General features: G+C 70.8%; 13 protein-coding genes. 5 read left to right on the top strand and 8 right to left on the bottom strand.

Features of this window, described 5'->3' with window-relative positions:
- Positions 1–16: 16 nt before the first annotated feature.
- On the top strand, positions 17–1,006 hold the full coding sequence (gene gmd / locus IEQ44_RS09005; protein WP_193638125.1) for a GDP-mannose 4,6-dehydratase: 990 nt from the start codon (positions 17–19) through the stop codon (positions 1,004–1,006).
- A gap of 7 nt (positions 1,007–1,013) precedes the next feature.
- Complete coding sequence (locus IEQ44_RS09010) at positions 1,014–1,994, top strand: GDP-mannose 4,6-dehydratase (protein WP_193638126.1); 981 nt, start codon at positions 1,014–1,016, stop codon at positions 1,992–1,994.
- Between the two features lie 21 nt (positions 1,995–2,015).
- On the opposite strand, the gene IEQ44_RS09015 is transcribed toward IEQ44_RS09010, so the two are convergent.
- From IEQ44_RS09015 to rfbA, 3 genes are read right to left on the bottom strand one after another with little or no spacing between them, the layout of a single operon-like run.
- Positions 2,016–2,612 carry a hypothetical protein gene (locus tag IEQ44_RS09015; RefSeq protein ID WP_193638127.1) on the bottom strand — a complete coding sequence of 199 codons (597 nt, stop codon included), beginning with the start codon at positions 2,610–2,612 and terminating at the stop codon, positions 2,016–2,018.
- A complete protein-coding gene (locus tag IEQ44_RS09020; RefSeq protein WP_193638128.1) occupies positions 2,609–3,208 on the bottom strand; it encodes an RNA polymerase sigma factor in 600 nt (199 codons plus the stop codon). Before IEQ44_RS09020 ends, IEQ44_RS09015 begins: the two co-directional genes overlap by 4 nt.
- Positions 3,209–3,238: 30 nt before the next feature.
- Entirely contained in the window at positions 3,239–4,105 is an 867-nt protein-coding gene (gene rfbA / locus IEQ44_RS09025) for a glucose-1-phosphate thymidylyltransferase RfbA (protein WP_193638129.1), read from the bottom strand.
- A gap of 80 nt (positions 4,106–4,185) precedes the next feature.
- On the opposite strand from rfbA, the gene IEQ44_RS09030 reads away from it, so the two are divergent.
- Genes IEQ44_RS09030 through IEQ44_RS09040 form a run of 3 tightly spaced genes read left to right on the top strand, consistent with a single transcriptional unit; the run spans position 4,186 to position 8,543 of the window.
- Positions 4,186–6,096 (top strand): DUF4012 domain-containing protein, encoded by a 1,911-nt coding sequence (locus tag IEQ44_RS09030; protein WP_193638130.1) that lies wholly within the window; start codon positions 4,186–4,188, stop codon positions 6,094–6,096.
- A gap of 5 nt (positions 6,097–6,101) precedes the next feature.
- Positions 6,102–7,115 carry a dTDP-glucose 4,6-dehydratase gene (rfbB, locus tag IEQ44_RS09035; protein ID WP_193638131.1) on the top strand — a complete coding sequence of 338 codons (1,014 nt, stop codon included), beginning with the start codon at positions 6,102–6,104 and terminating at the stop codon, positions 7,113–7,115.
- Positions 7,116–7,139: 24 nt separating this feature from the next.
- Complete coding sequence (locus IEQ44_RS09040; protein ID WP_319804584.1) at positions 7,140–8,543, top strand: sugar nucleotide-binding protein; 1,404 nt, start codon at positions 7,140–7,142, stop codon at positions 8,541–8,543.
- A 28-nt stretch (positions 8,544–8,571) separates the two neighbouring features.
- Here the strand turns inward: IEQ44_RS09040 and IEQ44_RS09045 are convergent, their stop codons facing one another.
- From IEQ44_RS09045 to IEQ44_RS09065, 5 genes are all read right to left on the bottom strand, one after another.
- A complete protein-coding gene (locus tag IEQ44_RS09045) occupies positions 8,572–8,952 on the bottom strand; it encodes a phosphomannose isomerase type II C-terminal cupin domain (RefSeq protein ID WP_193638132.1) in 381 nt (126 codons plus the stop codon).
- 133 nt (positions 8,953–9,085) lie between these two features.
- Positions 9,086–10,897 carry a polysaccharide biosynthesis protein gene (locus tag IEQ44_RS09050; protein ID WP_319804585.1) on the bottom strand — a complete coding sequence of 604 codons (1,812 nt, stop codon included), beginning with the start codon at positions 10,895–10,897 and terminating at the stop codon, positions 9,086–9,088.
- 150 nt (positions 10,898–11,047) lie between these two features.
- Complete coding sequence (locus IEQ44_RS09055) at positions 11,048–11,332, bottom strand: DUF2516 family protein (protein ID WP_193638133.1); 285 nt, start codon at positions 11,330–11,332, stop codon at positions 11,048–11,050.
- A gap of 36 nt (positions 11,333–11,368) precedes the next feature.
- On the bottom strand, positions 11,369–12,511 hold the full coding sequence (locus IEQ44_RS09060; protein WP_193638134.1) for a glycosyltransferase family 4 protein: 1,143 nt from the start codon (positions 12,509–12,511) through the stop codon (positions 11,369–11,371).
- 128 nt (positions 12,512–12,639) lie between these two features.
- A complete protein-coding gene (locus IEQ44_RS09065) occupies positions 12,640–13,635 on the bottom strand; it encodes a hypothetical protein (RefSeq protein ID WP_193638135.1) in 996 nt (331 codons plus the stop codon).
- Between the last annotated feature and the right edge of the window lie 27 nt (positions 13,636–13,662).

Genomic DNA, 13,662 nt, shown 5'->3' on the forward strand with positions numbered 1-13,662 from the left:
TGACAGACTGAGGGCCATGTCTCCTCGCACCGCGCTCGTCACCGGCATCACCGGCCAGGACGGCCTCTACCTGGCTGAGCTCCTGCTGGAGAAGGGCTACGAGGTCCACGGCATCATCCGCGGCCAGAACAACCCGCGCCGCGAGCTGGTCGAGGAGCTGGTGCCGGACGTACGCCTGCACAACGGCGACCTGACCGACATGTCGAGCCTGATGCGGGCGTTGTCGGTGTCGAACCCCGACGAGGTCTACAACCTCGGGGCGATCAGCTTCGTGGCCTACTCGTGGGAGAACGCGGCGCTGACCTCCGACGTCACCGGCAAGGGGGTGCTCACGCTGCTGGAGGCGGTGCGACTGCACGCCGGCGACGACCTGGGCAAGGTGCGCTTCTACCAGGCGTCGAGCTCGGAGATGTTCGGCAAGGTGCAGGAGACGCCGCAGCGGGAGACGACGCTGCTGTGGCCGCGCAGCCCCTACGGGGTGAGCAAGGTCTTCGGCCACTACATGACGATCAACTACCGCGAGTCCTACGGGATGCACGCGAGCTCCGGCATCCTCTTCAACCACGAGTCGCCGCGGCGGGGTGAGGAGTTCGTGACCCGCAAGGTCGCCAAGACGGTGGCGAAGATCAAGCTGGGCCTGGCTGACGAGCTGGTGCTGGGCAACCTGGACGCGCGCCGCGACTGGGGCTTCGCCGGCGACTACGTCGAGGCGATGTGGCTGATGCTCCAGCAGGAGGAGCCCGACGACTTCGTGATCGCGACGGGCGTCAGCCACTCGATCCGCGACCTGGTGACGATCGCCTTCGACCACGTCGGCATCAGCGACTGGGAGCGTCACGTGCGTCAGGATCCGAGGTTTCTGCGTCCGGCCGAGGTGGACACACTGGTGGGCGATGCGTCGAAGGCGAAGCGGGTCCTGGGGTGGGAGCCCAAGGTCGACTTCGAGTCGCTGGTGCGCATGATGGTCGACGCGGACATCGAAGCGTTGCAGTCCGGCTGGAGGTGAACGGGTGATGCGGCTGGTCCCCCGCGCTGGCTTCCGTCGTGCCTTCGTCACCGGCATCGGAGGGCAGAACGGTTCCTACCTGGCCGAGCGGTTGGCCGAGTGGGGCGTGGAGGTCCACGGGCTCGTACGCTCGCAGCAGCGCCCCACGCACCTGCCGGCCGGCGTGAGGTTGCACGTCGGGGACGTCAGCGACCACGACCGGGTCCGCGAGGTGCTGCGCGAGGTCCGTCCCAACGCGGTGGCCAACCTGGCAGCGATGAGCTCGGTGGCGGCTTCGTGGAAGGAGCCGGAGCTCTGCCGCGCGGTGAACCGCGACGCCGCCCTGGCGCTCCTCGACGCGGTGGAGGAGCTGAGCGACGAGCGTCACCCGATCCGCTTCGTGCAGGCCTCGAGCGCAGAGATGTTCGGCACCCCCGAGGTGTCGCCGCAGGACGAGTCGACGCCGATCGCCCCGACGAGTCCCTACGGCGAGGCGAAGGCCGACGTGCACCGGGCGGTGGGCGAGGCCAGGGCCCGCGGCCTGCACGCCTCCAGCCTGATCCTCTACAACCACGAGTCCCCGCGCCGACCGCGCACGTTCGTGACCCGCAAGATCACCTCGACGGTGGCGGCGATCGTGAAGGGCCGCGCCGACGAGCTGGTGCTGGGCAACCTGGACGCCCGTCGCGACTGGGGGTGGGCCCCCGACTTCGTCGACGCCTTCCTGCGGGCCGGGTCGCACGACGAGCCCGATGACTACGTGGTGGCGACCGGCCAGGCCCACTCGGTGCGCGACTTCGTCGGTTCGGCCTTCGCGGCGGCCGGCATCGCCGACTGGGAGAGCTACGTGCGGGTCGACGAGTCGTTGCTGCGCCCGGTCGACGCGGTCGAGCTGGTGGGTGACGCCACGCGGGCCCGCACCAAGCTGGGGTGGCAGCCGACGAAGCGGTTCGACCAGATCGTGGCGGCGATGGTCCGCCACGACCTGAAGCTCCTCAGCCGCCCCTGAGCCCTCCCCGGCGCCAGCCCCTCAGTCCGGGATCGGGGCTCCCATGTCGGGGTCGACGGGGGTGGACCAGTCCGGGTCGGCCTCCGGCTCGCACGGGACCACGGCGCCCTCGGCGACGTCGAACTCGACCGACGACCGGTTGCCGTTCTCGTACTGCTGCACCGAGGCCCAGAGGACGAAGGTCTGGTCGTTGCGGACCGCGCCGGAGTCGAGCTTGACCTGGAAGTCCTCGCCCCCGATCGAGATCTGCGTGCCTCGCACGTCCTCGGCCGCCACGTAGCGCCCGCCCTGGCACCTCATCCCCGGCGCCAGGAAGGTGATGTCGGCCGTGACCCCGTGCTCGGCGAGCTCGCGCTCGAGGTTCTCCGCGCCCTCGAGGCGGTTGACCTTCACGGTCAGTTCACCGTTGTGCTCGGTGACAGAGAAGGCGGGGTTGGGCATCAGGGTGGAGACGCCGAGGGCGGTGACGCCAGCGGCGACGACGCCGCCGAGGCTGAAGCCGAGCACCCGGCGACGCCGGCGCGGGGGTGCGGGGACAGCAGCGGCGTTGCGGGCCACCTCGGTCTTGAGCTCCTCGAGGAGCGCGGTCTCGAAACGGTCGAGGGTGGGCTTGGTCATGACGTCGCCTCCAGGGCGCTGGACGGAGCAGAGGAAGAAGTAGCGGTGGCGGGCAGGGTCTCCCCCACCACTTGGCGCAGCGCGCGGCGGGCGCGGTGCCACCGGACGCGGGCGGTGCCGGCGCTGATGCCGAGGACCTTGGCGGCCGCAGCGAGGGAGAGCTCGTCGACGGCGACGAGCTCGACGAGGTCGCGCTGCCCGGGCGGCAGGGTCGCGACGTGGGCCAGGAGCGTACGCCCCGAGGCCTGCGCGCTGATCCGCTCGACGATGCGTTCGGTCGCGTCGTCGTCGAGCAGGCGCCGGCCGACGATCCGTCCGTGCGCCGCGTGCTCGCGGGCCGAGGAGCGGGCGTGGTCGGCCACGACGTTGCGGGCGATGCCGGTCAGCCAGGCGCGGGCGGGGCCGCTGCTGCGCCGGTAGGTGCTGGCGGCGCTGATGGCCCGGCAGAAGATCTCTGCGGTGAGGTCGGCGGCGGTGTGCGGGTCGATGGTGCGCAGCGCGACGTAGCGGCTGACGTAGGGCAGGTGGGCGCGGTAGAACGCCTCGAACGCCTCGGGGTCTGCACCGATCGTGGTCGGTGGGCTCTCGGTCTCCATGCCTCTTCTTCGCCGCAGCGCCGCGAAGCGTTACAGGCCGTCGAGCAGGCCGAGCAGGTAGTCGCCGTAGCCGGAGGCTCGCAGCGGCGCGGCCCGCTGCGCGAGCTCGTCGTCGTCGAGCCACCCGAGCCGCCAGGCGACCTCCTCGGGGCAGCCGATCTTGAAGCCCTGGCGGTGCTCGATGGTGCGCACGAAGTTGCTGGCGTCGTTGAGGGAGTCGAAGGTGCCGGTGTCGAGCCAGGCGGTGCCGCGCGGCAGCACCTCGACGTGGAGGCGTCCCTCGTCGAGGTAGCGGCGGTTGAGGTCGGTGATCTCCAGCTCGCCGCGCGCCGACGGGGTGAGCTCACGGGCGTACGCGACCACGTCGGGCCCGTAGAAGTAGAGCCCCGGCACGGCGTAGCGGCTGCGCGGGCGCGCCGGCTTCTCCTCCAGCGAGACCGCCCGGCCGTCGGCGTCGAACTCGACCACGCCGTAGGAACTGGGGTCGGCGACCTGGTAGCCGAAGACCGCCGCGCCGTCGAGCGTGGCGAAGCGGGCGAGCTGGGTGCCGAGACCCGGTCCGTGGAAGATGTTGTCGCCGAGCGCGAGCCCGACGGGTGAGTCGCCGACGTGGTCGGCACCGATGTGGAAGGCCTGCGCGAGCCCCTCGGGCGCGGCCTGCACGGCGTAGGACAGCTCGATGCCGAAACGGGAGCCGTCTCCGAGGAGGCGCCGGAACGCCTCGGCGTCGTGGGGGGTGGTGATGACCAGGATCTCGCGGATGCCGGCCAGCATCAGGGTCGACAAGGGGTAGTGGATCATCGGCTTGTCGTAGACCGGCAGCAGCTGCTTGCTCACCCCCAGGGTGATGGGGTGCAGCCGGCTCCCGGTGCCGCCGGCCAGCAGGATTCCGCGCATGCGCACACCCTAGGTGGTCGGCGTGCCCACTCTGAGTGGTTCCCCGGAGTGGGTGCGCAGCCGCATGGCACCATGGCTGCGTGAATTTCGTGCGTCGTCACCCGGTGTGGGTCTCCCTGGGTGCTCTTGTTCTCCTCGTCGTGATCCTGGGTCTGCTGGCGCTGCCGCTGCGCGGGGTGCAGGCCGACGCCACCGAGGCGCAGGCCGACCTCACCAAGGCCGCCGAGGCCATCAAGGCCGGCGACATGGAGGAGGGCTGGGAGCACGTGGCCGCGGCCCGGGTGCACGTCGACGACGTGACCGACGTGACCGACGGTGCGAGCGGACGCGTGCTGAGCCTGGTGCCGTACTTCGGGCGCGGGGTGGGCGACGCCCGCCGCCTGGCGACCGCGATGGACGAGCTGACCACCGCCCTGGAGGTGGCCGAGGACATCTACCCCGAGGTCTCCGGCGACGAGTCGACACTGCTGCGCGACGGCAACATCAACCTCGCCACCATGAACAAGCTGGTCGACTCGGTCGAGCGCATCGAGGATCACGTGCTCGAGGCGCGTACGCAGCTGGAGGACGTGCACGACGAGGCCCCGCTGCTCGGCACGATGGCGGCCCGCAAGCGCGACGCCGCGCTCGACCAGGTGCGTCCGGCGGCCTCCGGCCTGAAGCGGATGCGCCCGCTGGTCGACTCGCTGCCCGACGTGCTGGGCGCGAAGGGCGAGCGCAAGTATCTGCTGGCGATGATGAACCCCTCGGAGATGAAGTACTCCGGTGGCTCGATGCTCACCTTCTCGGTGCTGGAGGTCGAGGACGGGGTGCTGCGCCGCGGCAAGGTGCGTGACGTCTCCACCAACCCGAAGCTCTTCCGTCGTGGCTTCTGGGAAAACGTCGAGGGCAACGTCTTCGCCTCGCCCTACAGCGAGCGGATCACCCACGCCAACGTGGCGCCGTCGTGGCCGGTCGCGGGCGAGGAGACGCTGCGCGCCTGGGAGTGGTTGCGCCGTGAGCGCGCCGACGACCCGAGCATGGACGGGCTGATCGCGATCGACCTGGTCGCACTCTCCCACGTGCTGCGCGCGACGGGTCCCCTCCAGGTCGCCGGCGTGGGCGAGGTCACCGCCGACAACCTGCTGCCGAAGCTGGCGGGCGACTACGCCCGCTTCACCCCGGAGCAGCAGGCGCAGCGCAAGTCGCTCAACCGCCGCCTCATCCCGGCCTTCACCGACCGACTCTTCTCCGGTGTCGACTTCGTCGGCACGATGAAGGCGATGAACCAGTCGGCGCAGGAACGCCACCTGGCCCTCTACTTCCGCGACGAGGACGAGCAGGCCGCGGCACGCGAGGTCGGCTTCGACGGCGACCTCTCCCAGACCGACCACGACTACCTGGCCGTCTTCACGCAGAACATCCTCGCTTCCAAGGCCGACTACTTCCAGCGCAAGGACGTGGTCTCCCGGGTCAAGGTGCGCCCCGACGGCTCGGCCCGCGTGACGCTCGACGCCACCGTGGAGAACACCGCCTCGGGCCTGATGAGTGGGCAGCTGTCGGAATACACCGACCCCGACCTGACCATGTTCATGGCGACCTTCCTGCCCCGTGGCGCGCAGGTGCGCAGCCTCACCGTCACCGACTCCGACGGGCAACGCCCGGGCGGCAACCCCGACCCGACGATCTCGGAGACCGGCGAATACTTCGACCGGCCCTACGTGCGCGAGCGCGTGGTGGCCCGGGCCGGAGACTCGGCCCGCATGCAGCTGGTCTACGACGTGCCCCGGGCGGCCACGATCTCGCGCGACACGATGACCTACCGCCTCGACGTCGACCCGCACCCGACCGTGTCGAAGGCCCAGCACTCGACCACCGTGATCTGGCCGAAGGGCTGGAAGGTCTTCTCGGTGCCGACGGACTGGGTCGTGACCAAGCAGGGCCACGCGTTGTGGAAGCAGCCGACCTTCGCCAAGAGCGAGTCCTTCACGCTGACCGCCACGCGGGGCTGAGGCGCATGGAGCACCTCCTGGTCACGGGAGGCGCCGGCTTCATCGGCGCCAACTTCGTGCACCACCTCCTCGCCCACACCGACGTGCGGGTGACGGTGCTCGACAAGCTGACCTACGCGGCCTCCCGCGAGGCGCTGGCATCGTTGCCCGCGGCCCGGGTGGACCTGGTGGTGGGTGACGTGGCCGACGCCGAGGTGGTCGACCTCCTGGTCGCCTCCGCCGACGCGGTCGTGCACTTCGCGGCCGAGTCGCACAACGACAACTCCCTGACCGATCCCAGCCCCTTCGTGCAGACCAACATCGTGGGCACCTTCACCCTGCTGGAGGCGGTGCGCCGCCACGGCACCCGGCTCCACCACGTGTCGACCGACGAGGTCTACGGCGACCTCCCGCTTATCGAGTCCGGCGCGGAAGACCCCCAGCGGTTCACCGAGCAGACGGCCTACCAGCCTTCGAGTCCCTACTCGGCCTCGAAGGCGGCGAGCGACCACCTCGTACGCGCCTGGGTGCGCAGCTTCGGCGTGCAGGCGACGCTGTCGAACTGCTCCAACAACTACGGCCCCTGGCAGCACGTGGAGAAGTTCATCCCGCGTCAGGTGACCGAGCTGATCGACGGGCGCCGCCCCCGGCTCTACGGTGTGGGCGCCAACGTGCGCGACTGGATCCACGTCGACGACCACTCCTCGGCGGTCTGGACGATCCTGACCGAGGGGCGCATCGGCGAGACCTACCTGGTGGGCGCCGACGGCGAACGCTCCAACCTCGAGGTGGTGCAGACGCTGCTGGAGGTCTTCGGCCGCCCGCGTGACGACTTCGAGTCGGTGGCCGACCGGGCGGGTCACGACCTGCGCTACGCCATCGACGCCACCAAGCTCCGCACCGAGCTGGGTTGGTGCCCCCAGCACGCCGACTTCACCGAGGGCCTGGCCCAGACCGTGGAGTGGTACCGCGCCCACGAGGCGTGGTGGCGCCCGGCGAAGGCGGCGACCGAGGCGGCGTACGCAGCGAAGGGCCAGTGACGTGAGCCGACAGGATGGCGCGTGGTGAGTGACACGACCCCTCTCCCCCACGTGGAGACGACACCGATCCCGGGCCTGCTGGTGGTGCGGCTGGACCTGCGCCGCGACCCGCGCGGCTGGTTCAAGGAGAACTGGCAGCGCGCCAAGATGGTGGCTGCCGGCCTGCCCGACTTCGCCCCGGTGCAGCACAACCTGTCGTTCAACGGCGCCCGCGGGGTCACCCGCGGCATCCACACCGAGCCGTGGGACAAGTTCGTCTCGGTGGCGAGTGGCCGGGTCTTCGCCGCCTGGGTCGACATGCGTCAGGGCGAGACGTTCGGGGCCACCTTCTGGATCGAGATGGACCCGTCGGTGGCGGTCTTCGTGCCGCGCGGCGTGGGCAACTCCTACCAGACGCTGACCGACGACGTGGCCTACACCTACCTCGTCAACCAGCACTGGCGTGAGGGGTTCGCCTACCCGGCGCTCGCCCTGGACGACCCGACGGTCGCGATCCCCTGGCCGATCCCGCTGACCGACTGCGAGATCTCCGAGAAGGACCACCACAACCCGATCCTCGACCCGGCCACGGCCATCACTCCCCAGCGCATGCTGGTGCTGGGCGGCGACGGCCAGGTCGGTCGTGCCCTGGCCTCCGAGTTCCCCGACGCCGTGGTCGTCGGGCGTGAGCAGCTCGACGTGACCGACGCGGCCGCGATGGCCGCCTGGCGCTGGCGGGCGCACGACGTGGTCGTCAACGCGGCGGCCTTCACGGGCGTCGACGCGGCGGAGACGCCCGAGGGGCGGCGCGCGGCGTGGGCCGCCAACGCCGAGGCGCCGGCACGGCTGGCGGCCCTGGCGCGCGAGCACGGCTTCACCCTCGTGCACGTCTCCAGCGACTACGTCTTCGACGGCACCTCGACCGCTGCGGGCGGCTACCGCGAGACCGACCCGATGGCGCCGTTGGGGGCGTACGGCGCCAGCAAGGCCGCCGGCGACCTCGCCGTCGCGGGGGCGCCGCACCACTACCTGCTGCGCACCTCGTGGGTGGTCGGCGAGGGGGCCAACTTCGTGGCGACGATGCAGCGGCTCGCCGAGCAGGGAGCGACCCCGAGCGTGGTCGACGACCAGGTGGGACGACTGACCTTCGCCTCCGAGCTGGCGCGCGCCACCCGTCACCTGCTCGAGTCAGGGGCGGCGTGGGGCACCTACCACGTCACCTGCGCCGGTGAGCCCCAGTCGTGGGCCGACGTGGCGCGCAGCGTCTTCGACCTGGAGGGGCGCGACGCCGACGACGTCACGAGCGTCTCGACCGGGGCCTACGCGGCGACCCGACCCGGCCTGGCCCCGCGGCCGGCCCGCAGCCTGCTGGACACCTCGAAGATCGAGGCGACCGGCTTCACCCCGCGCGACGCCCTGGCGGCGCTGCGCGAGCACCTCGCCCGTTGAGCGGGCGGCCGCGCGCTGCTGACGTCGTTCAGGAGGCGGAGGTCGCTCCAGCGGCGACGGCCTCTTCGCGGCCGTAGTCGTCCTCGATGCGGCAGATGTCGTCCTCGCCGGTGTAGGCGCCGTGCTGCACCTCGATGATGACGAGCTCCTCGGAGTGCTCGTTGCAGATCCGGTGGGCGGCACCCTTGGCCACGTCGACGGACTCGCCGGGACCAGCCACGACCTTCTCGCCGTCGATCACGCAGGTGGCCATGCCGAAGATGACGACCCAGTGCTCCGAGCGGTGCTCATGGGTCTGGTAGGAGAGGCGCTGGCCCGGGTTCACGTGGATGCGCTTGACCTTGTAGCCCTTGCCGTCGTCGATGACGTGCCAGGACCCCCAGGGTCGCTCCTCAGACTCGAGTGCCATCGTCTCTTCTCTCCTGCTCCGGATCGCGCCCCCGAGGGGCGTGGTTGCACAGGCTAACGCGAAGTTACCGGCGCGTCAGCACATCGATTCTGCCGTACGTGCGAGCCTACGCGCCGGGTGTCTCACGGCTGCCTCAGCAGAGGCGGGCGAGCTCCGCGACGATCATCTCGCGCTCGCCGCCGAGCGGCAGCGCGTCGACCGCGTCGTGGCCCACGCCGGGCACCGGCACGTGGGAGACGGCGGCGTGGCGCGGACGCTGGTCCTGCGGCTCGTCGTCGGCGAAGAGCTCCTCGTGCAGCTTCTCACCCTCGCGCAGGCCGGTGAACTCGATGCGGATCGGCCGCCCCGACTGGCGGATGAGCTGGTTGGCCACGTCGAGGATCTTGATCGGCTCGCCCATGTCGAGCACCAGCGCCTCGCCGGGCTCGCCGATCGCGGCGGCCTGCACGGTGAGCTGGCAGGCCTCCACGATCGTCATGAAGTAGCGAGTGACGTCGGGGTGGGTGACGGTGACAGGGCCACCGGCGGCGATCTGGGAGGCGAAGGCGGTCAGCACGCTGCCGCGGCTGCCGAGCACGTTGCCGAAACGCACCGAGAGGTAGGTGCCGTGACCGTCGGCCAGGGCCTCCTTGGCCACGTCGGCGGTGATCTTCTCGGCGATGCGCTTGGAGTAGCCCAGGACGCTCGAGGGGTTGGCGGCCTTGTCGGTGGAGATGTTGACGAAGCGCTCCACCCCGACCTCGCGGGAGACCTCGAGCACGTTGCGGGTGCCCAGCACGTTGGTCTTCACGGCCTCGGCGGGGAACTGCTCGAGCATCGGCAGGTGCTTGAGGGCGGCGGCGTGGAAGACGACCTCGGGCCGGCGCTTGGTGAAGATCTCGCGCAGGGCGTCGATGTCGCGGATGTCGTTGAGGATGACGTCGTCGGAGTCGAGGAGGCCGTGACCGGTGATCGAGAGCTGCACGGCGTGGAGCGCGGACTCGTCGCGGTCGAGCATCATCAGCTCCGACGGCCCGAACCGGTGGATCTGGCGGCAGAGCTCCGAGCCGATGGAGCCACCGGCGCCGGTCACCAGGACGCGCTTGCCGGAGATGTAGTCGGCGATCGCGGCGATGTCGGTGTCGACCGGCTTGCGGCCCAGCACGTCGTTGAGGTCGATGTCGCGGATGTCGCGGATGCCGGCGTGCTCGCCGAGCATGTCGGTGGGCGCAGGCAGCACCTTGACCTGGAGACCGGCCTCGGTGCCGGCCAGGTTGAGCCGCGCGATGGTGGCGGCATCGGCGCTGGGGATCGCGACGATGACGGTGTCGACTCCGGTGCGCTCCGCGATCTCGGAGAGCTGGGCCGTGGTGCCGAGCACCGGGACGCCGCGGATGCGGTAGTGCCGCTTGGCCGGGTCGTCGTCGAGCAGGCCGACGGGGCGCCACTCGTGGTGGGGGTCGCGCAGCATCGAGACGACGAGGTCGTAGCCCGACTCGCCGGCTCCGATGAGCAGGACCCGGGTGCCGTCGCCGTTGCCTTCACGCAGGCGGTCGCGCTCCTTCAGACGACGCCACAGGGCGCGGCCGAAGAGCGCCAGGATCAGCGTGAGCAGGGTGGCGCCTGCAGGGATGCTGCGGGGCACCCAGACCGGTGCCAGGTTGGCGAAGAAGATGAGGGCGCCGACGCTCAGGGTGACGGCGGCCAGCAGCACGGCCTCCTCGAGGCTGGCGAGCTTGCTGCGGCCCTGGTGCAGGCGCACCGTGGCGCCGAGGGCCACGTGGAGCAGGGCGGCCACGCCGCCCAGGGTCAGGGCGGCGACCCAGCTGGCTCCGGAGGTCTGGCCCTCGAGACGCAGCGCCATCCACACCAGGAACGACCCGATCCAGACGAAGGCGTCGAAGGTGACGACCACCAGAGTCCGTTGACGCTGCAGACGCGGCATCCACTCTGCCACTGCTTCCACTCCCCACGTGTCCGTTGCCTGGTCCTTCGAAGAAGCGACCCGCCGTGGTGCAGTTTGGCACGAACGACCGACAGGACCGGAAATGGACCAGAAAACCGTCGACCGGTCAGCTGCCGCTCACCCGGAGGGGTGAGAGCAGCAGGCGCCGCCTCAGCGACCGGTCAGCTGCCGCAACGCGGGGCGTACGTCGGCCAGGAAGACGAAGGCGGCGACGAGGAAGACGATGTTGATGATGCCGATCGGGTTGCTCAGGATCAGCTGTGCGGCGAGGCCGAGGCCGAGGATCAGGCCCCAGGCGACCTTGGTCATCTTGGAGCTGGCCTCGTAGGCCTCGGGCGGGTAGGTCATCGCGATGACGAAGGCGTAGCCCTTGGCTCCGATGGCGATGAGGAAGCCGACGAGGAGCACCGCACTCTGCAGGCCGAAGATGTCCACCCGGTCAGCCTACCGAGGGGTCCCTCGTGCCTGGTCTCAGAGCGCCCTCAGGATGTCGAAGAGATGGTCCTCGTCAGACTCCGCCATCCAGGCTTCGTAGGCCCGCGCCGCGCGCCGTCGACGCTCGCGCCACGCGTCGGGGCCCTCGTTGGCGTAGGCCTCGAGCTGCCGGGCCCAGGTCGCAGGCTCCCGGTCCTCGACGACGACCCCGCCCCCGTTGCGCAGCACCTCGGTCCACGACGTGGTGTCGGGCAACATCACCGGACACGCCGCTGCCAGCGACTCGGCGATCGCGTGCCCGAAGTTCTCGCCGCCGGTCGGCAGGGCGGAGAGGTCGTGGCCAGCGATGGTCGCAGCCACCTCCGAGTTGTCGATGGCGCCGACGAAGGTGACGGAGACGCAGTCGGGCAGGCTCCGCGCCAGGGAGCGGCACCGAGCGGCGTACTTGGGGTCCTCCTCGGGCCCGTAGACGTCGAGCACGATCGGCACGGACACGCGCTGCAGCGCCTGCAGCAGGACGTCCAGCCCCTTGATGGGGGCGATCCGCGCCAGGAAGGCCACGCGCAGACATCCGGGCTGGCGCTCGCTCGGGACCACCGCTGTCGTGGGCAGGTCGGTGTCGTCGCGGCGCACCACGATGCGCACCTCCGGCCCCATGATCCTGCGGATGTCGGCCGCCTCGTCCGGTGTCGAGGCGTGCCAGATCACTCGCCGGTGCATCCGAAGCACCTTGTGCAGGGCCACGACGACCCGCTTCTTCGGCGCCTTGCGGCGATAGGCGTCCTGACCGAACTCACCTCGCGGGGCCAGCAGGATCGTGGCCCGACCCCAGAGGCCACAGCAGGCCATCAACCACGGTGCGATGGCGAAGAGGGGGTGGAAGAAGGAGTTCAGGTAGACGAGGTCCGGCCTGTCGACGCGGGTGGACCACAGGACTCGAGCGAGGTTCGCCAGGGTGGGCGTGGCGTAGCGGACCCTGCCGTAGGCCTTCTCGACCCACTCGTTGAGAGGCACGTTGAGGGGCCGGCGTTGGTAGAGGTCTCGATCAGCGGTCAGGACGTCGACGTGGATGCCGTCGGGCCTGCTGGGCACCAGCGCCTCCAAGGTCCGGATCGGACCCCCGCCCAGGAAGGCCGGCGGGAAGTGCGGCGCGAGCACCAAAGCCCGTTCGAGTTGCATGACGGCACTCTAGTGACGCCGCCTCACCCCGGGGTCGCCCTCGACCACTTCGGCACGACGGAACCCCCGCCGCGTACGACGGGGGTTCCGGGGGTGCTTGGGCGGGACCTGGCGGCCCCTCGAGCAGGTCAGGCCTTGGGAGCCTCGACCTTGGTCTCCACCTTCGTCTCGACCTTGGCCGGCGCCTTCTTGGCGGGGGCCTTCTTCGCGGCGGCCGGCTTGGCCGGGGTCGCCTTGGCCGGGGTCGCCTTGGCGGTGGTCGACTTCGCCGCGGTCTTGGCCGGGGCCGGCTTGGTCTGGGTCACCTTGGTGGCCGGCGTCTTCTTGGGGGCGGCCTTGGCCGTCGACTTCGCAGCCGGCTTGGCGGCGGGAGCCTTGGCGGCCGGCTTGGCCGGGGCCTTGCGGGTGGCCGGCTTCTTCACCGGGGCCTTCTTGTCGGTGGCGGCGTCCTTCACGTCCTCGGCGCCCTCGGTCACGGTCTCGGCGATCTCCTCGGCCGCGAACTCCAGCACCTCCTCGACCTCACCGGCGCGCTTGGCGATGATGCGGCGCACGGGGGCGACGCGGTCGCCCACCTTGTCGACGGCGTCGGAGACGGTCTCGGTGACCTTCTCGACGCGCTCGTTGACCTGGTCGGTGAGACGCTCGGCGCGCTCGGCCAGGGTCTCGGTCACGTCGGTGACCTTGTCGACGGCGCCGGCGACCCGCTCCTGCTTGCGCAGGCGGGTGACGACGTCCTCGCCGCGCTTGGCGAGCTTGCCGTAGGCGCTGGTGACGGTCTCGACCTGCTGGTTGAGCAGGGTGCGGGCCTTGGCCGGCGCGCCCTTGACCTCGGCCTCGAGGCCGGCGTAGCGGGTCTTGGCGTCGGCGGTCACGGTGTCGACCAGGCCGGTGGCGCGGGTGACCAGGGCCTTGGGGGCGAGGTCGACCTTCTTGACGGCCTCGACGCGGCCCTCGATCTCGTTCTGCACGCCGCTGACGCGGGTGGTGGCCTTCTTGGTGACGTCGACGACGGCGCCGCGCACGGTGCTGACGGCGAGGTCGTTGGCGCCGACGCCCGCGTAGAAGACGCGACCGGCCTCGGTGCGGACGGCCTTGACGTCGATCTTGGTGATGGTGGCCATGATGGCTTCCTCTCTAGGTGTCGGCCC

Source organism: Nocardioides malaquae (genome assembly GCF_015070385.1).
GTDB classification, from domain to species: domain Bacteria; phylum Actinomycetota; class Actinomycetes; order Propionibacteriales; family Nocardioidaceae; genus Nocardioides; species Nocardioides malaquae.

What these genes read in the sequence shown, in the direction of transcription:
- gmd (WP_193638125.1), top strand. Translation starts at nt 17, where the DNA reads ATGTCTCCTCGCACCGCGCTCGTCACCGGCATCACCGGCCAGGACGGC.
- IEQ44_RS09010 (WP_193638126.1), top strand. Translation starts at nt 1,014, where the DNA reads ATGCGGCTGGTCCCCCGCGCTGGCTTCCGTCGTGCCTTCGTCACCGGC.
- IEQ44_RS09015 (WP_193638127.1), bottom strand. Translation starts at nt 2,612, where the DNA reads ATGACCAAGCCCACCCTCGACCGTTTCGAGACCGCGCTCCTCGAGGAG.
- IEQ44_RS09020 (WP_193638128.1), bottom strand. Translation starts at nt 3,208, where the DNA reads ATGGAGACCGAGAGCCCACCGACCACGATCGGTGCAGACCCCGAGGCG.
- rfbA (WP_193638129.1), bottom strand. Translation starts at nt 4,105, where the DNA reads ATGCGCGGAATCCTGCTGGCCGGCGGCACCGGGAGCCGGCTGCACCCC.
- rfbB (WP_193638131.1), top strand. Translation starts at nt 6,102, where the DNA reads ATGGAGCACCTCCTGGTCACGGGAGGCGCCGGCTTCATCGGCGCCAAC.
- IEQ44_RS09045 (WP_193638132.1), bottom strand. Translation starts at nt 8,952, where the DNA reads ATGGCACTCGAGTCTGAGGAGCGACCCTGGGGGTCCTGGCACGTCATC.
- IEQ44_RS09060 (WP_193638134.1), bottom strand. Translation starts at nt 12,511, where the DNA reads ATGCAACTCGAACGGGCTTTGGTGCTCGCGCCGCACTTCCCGCCGGCC.
- IEQ44_RS09065 (WP_193638135.1), bottom strand. Translation starts at nt 13,635, where the DNA reads ATGGCCACCATCACCAAGATCGACGTCAAGGCCGTCCGCACCGAGGCC.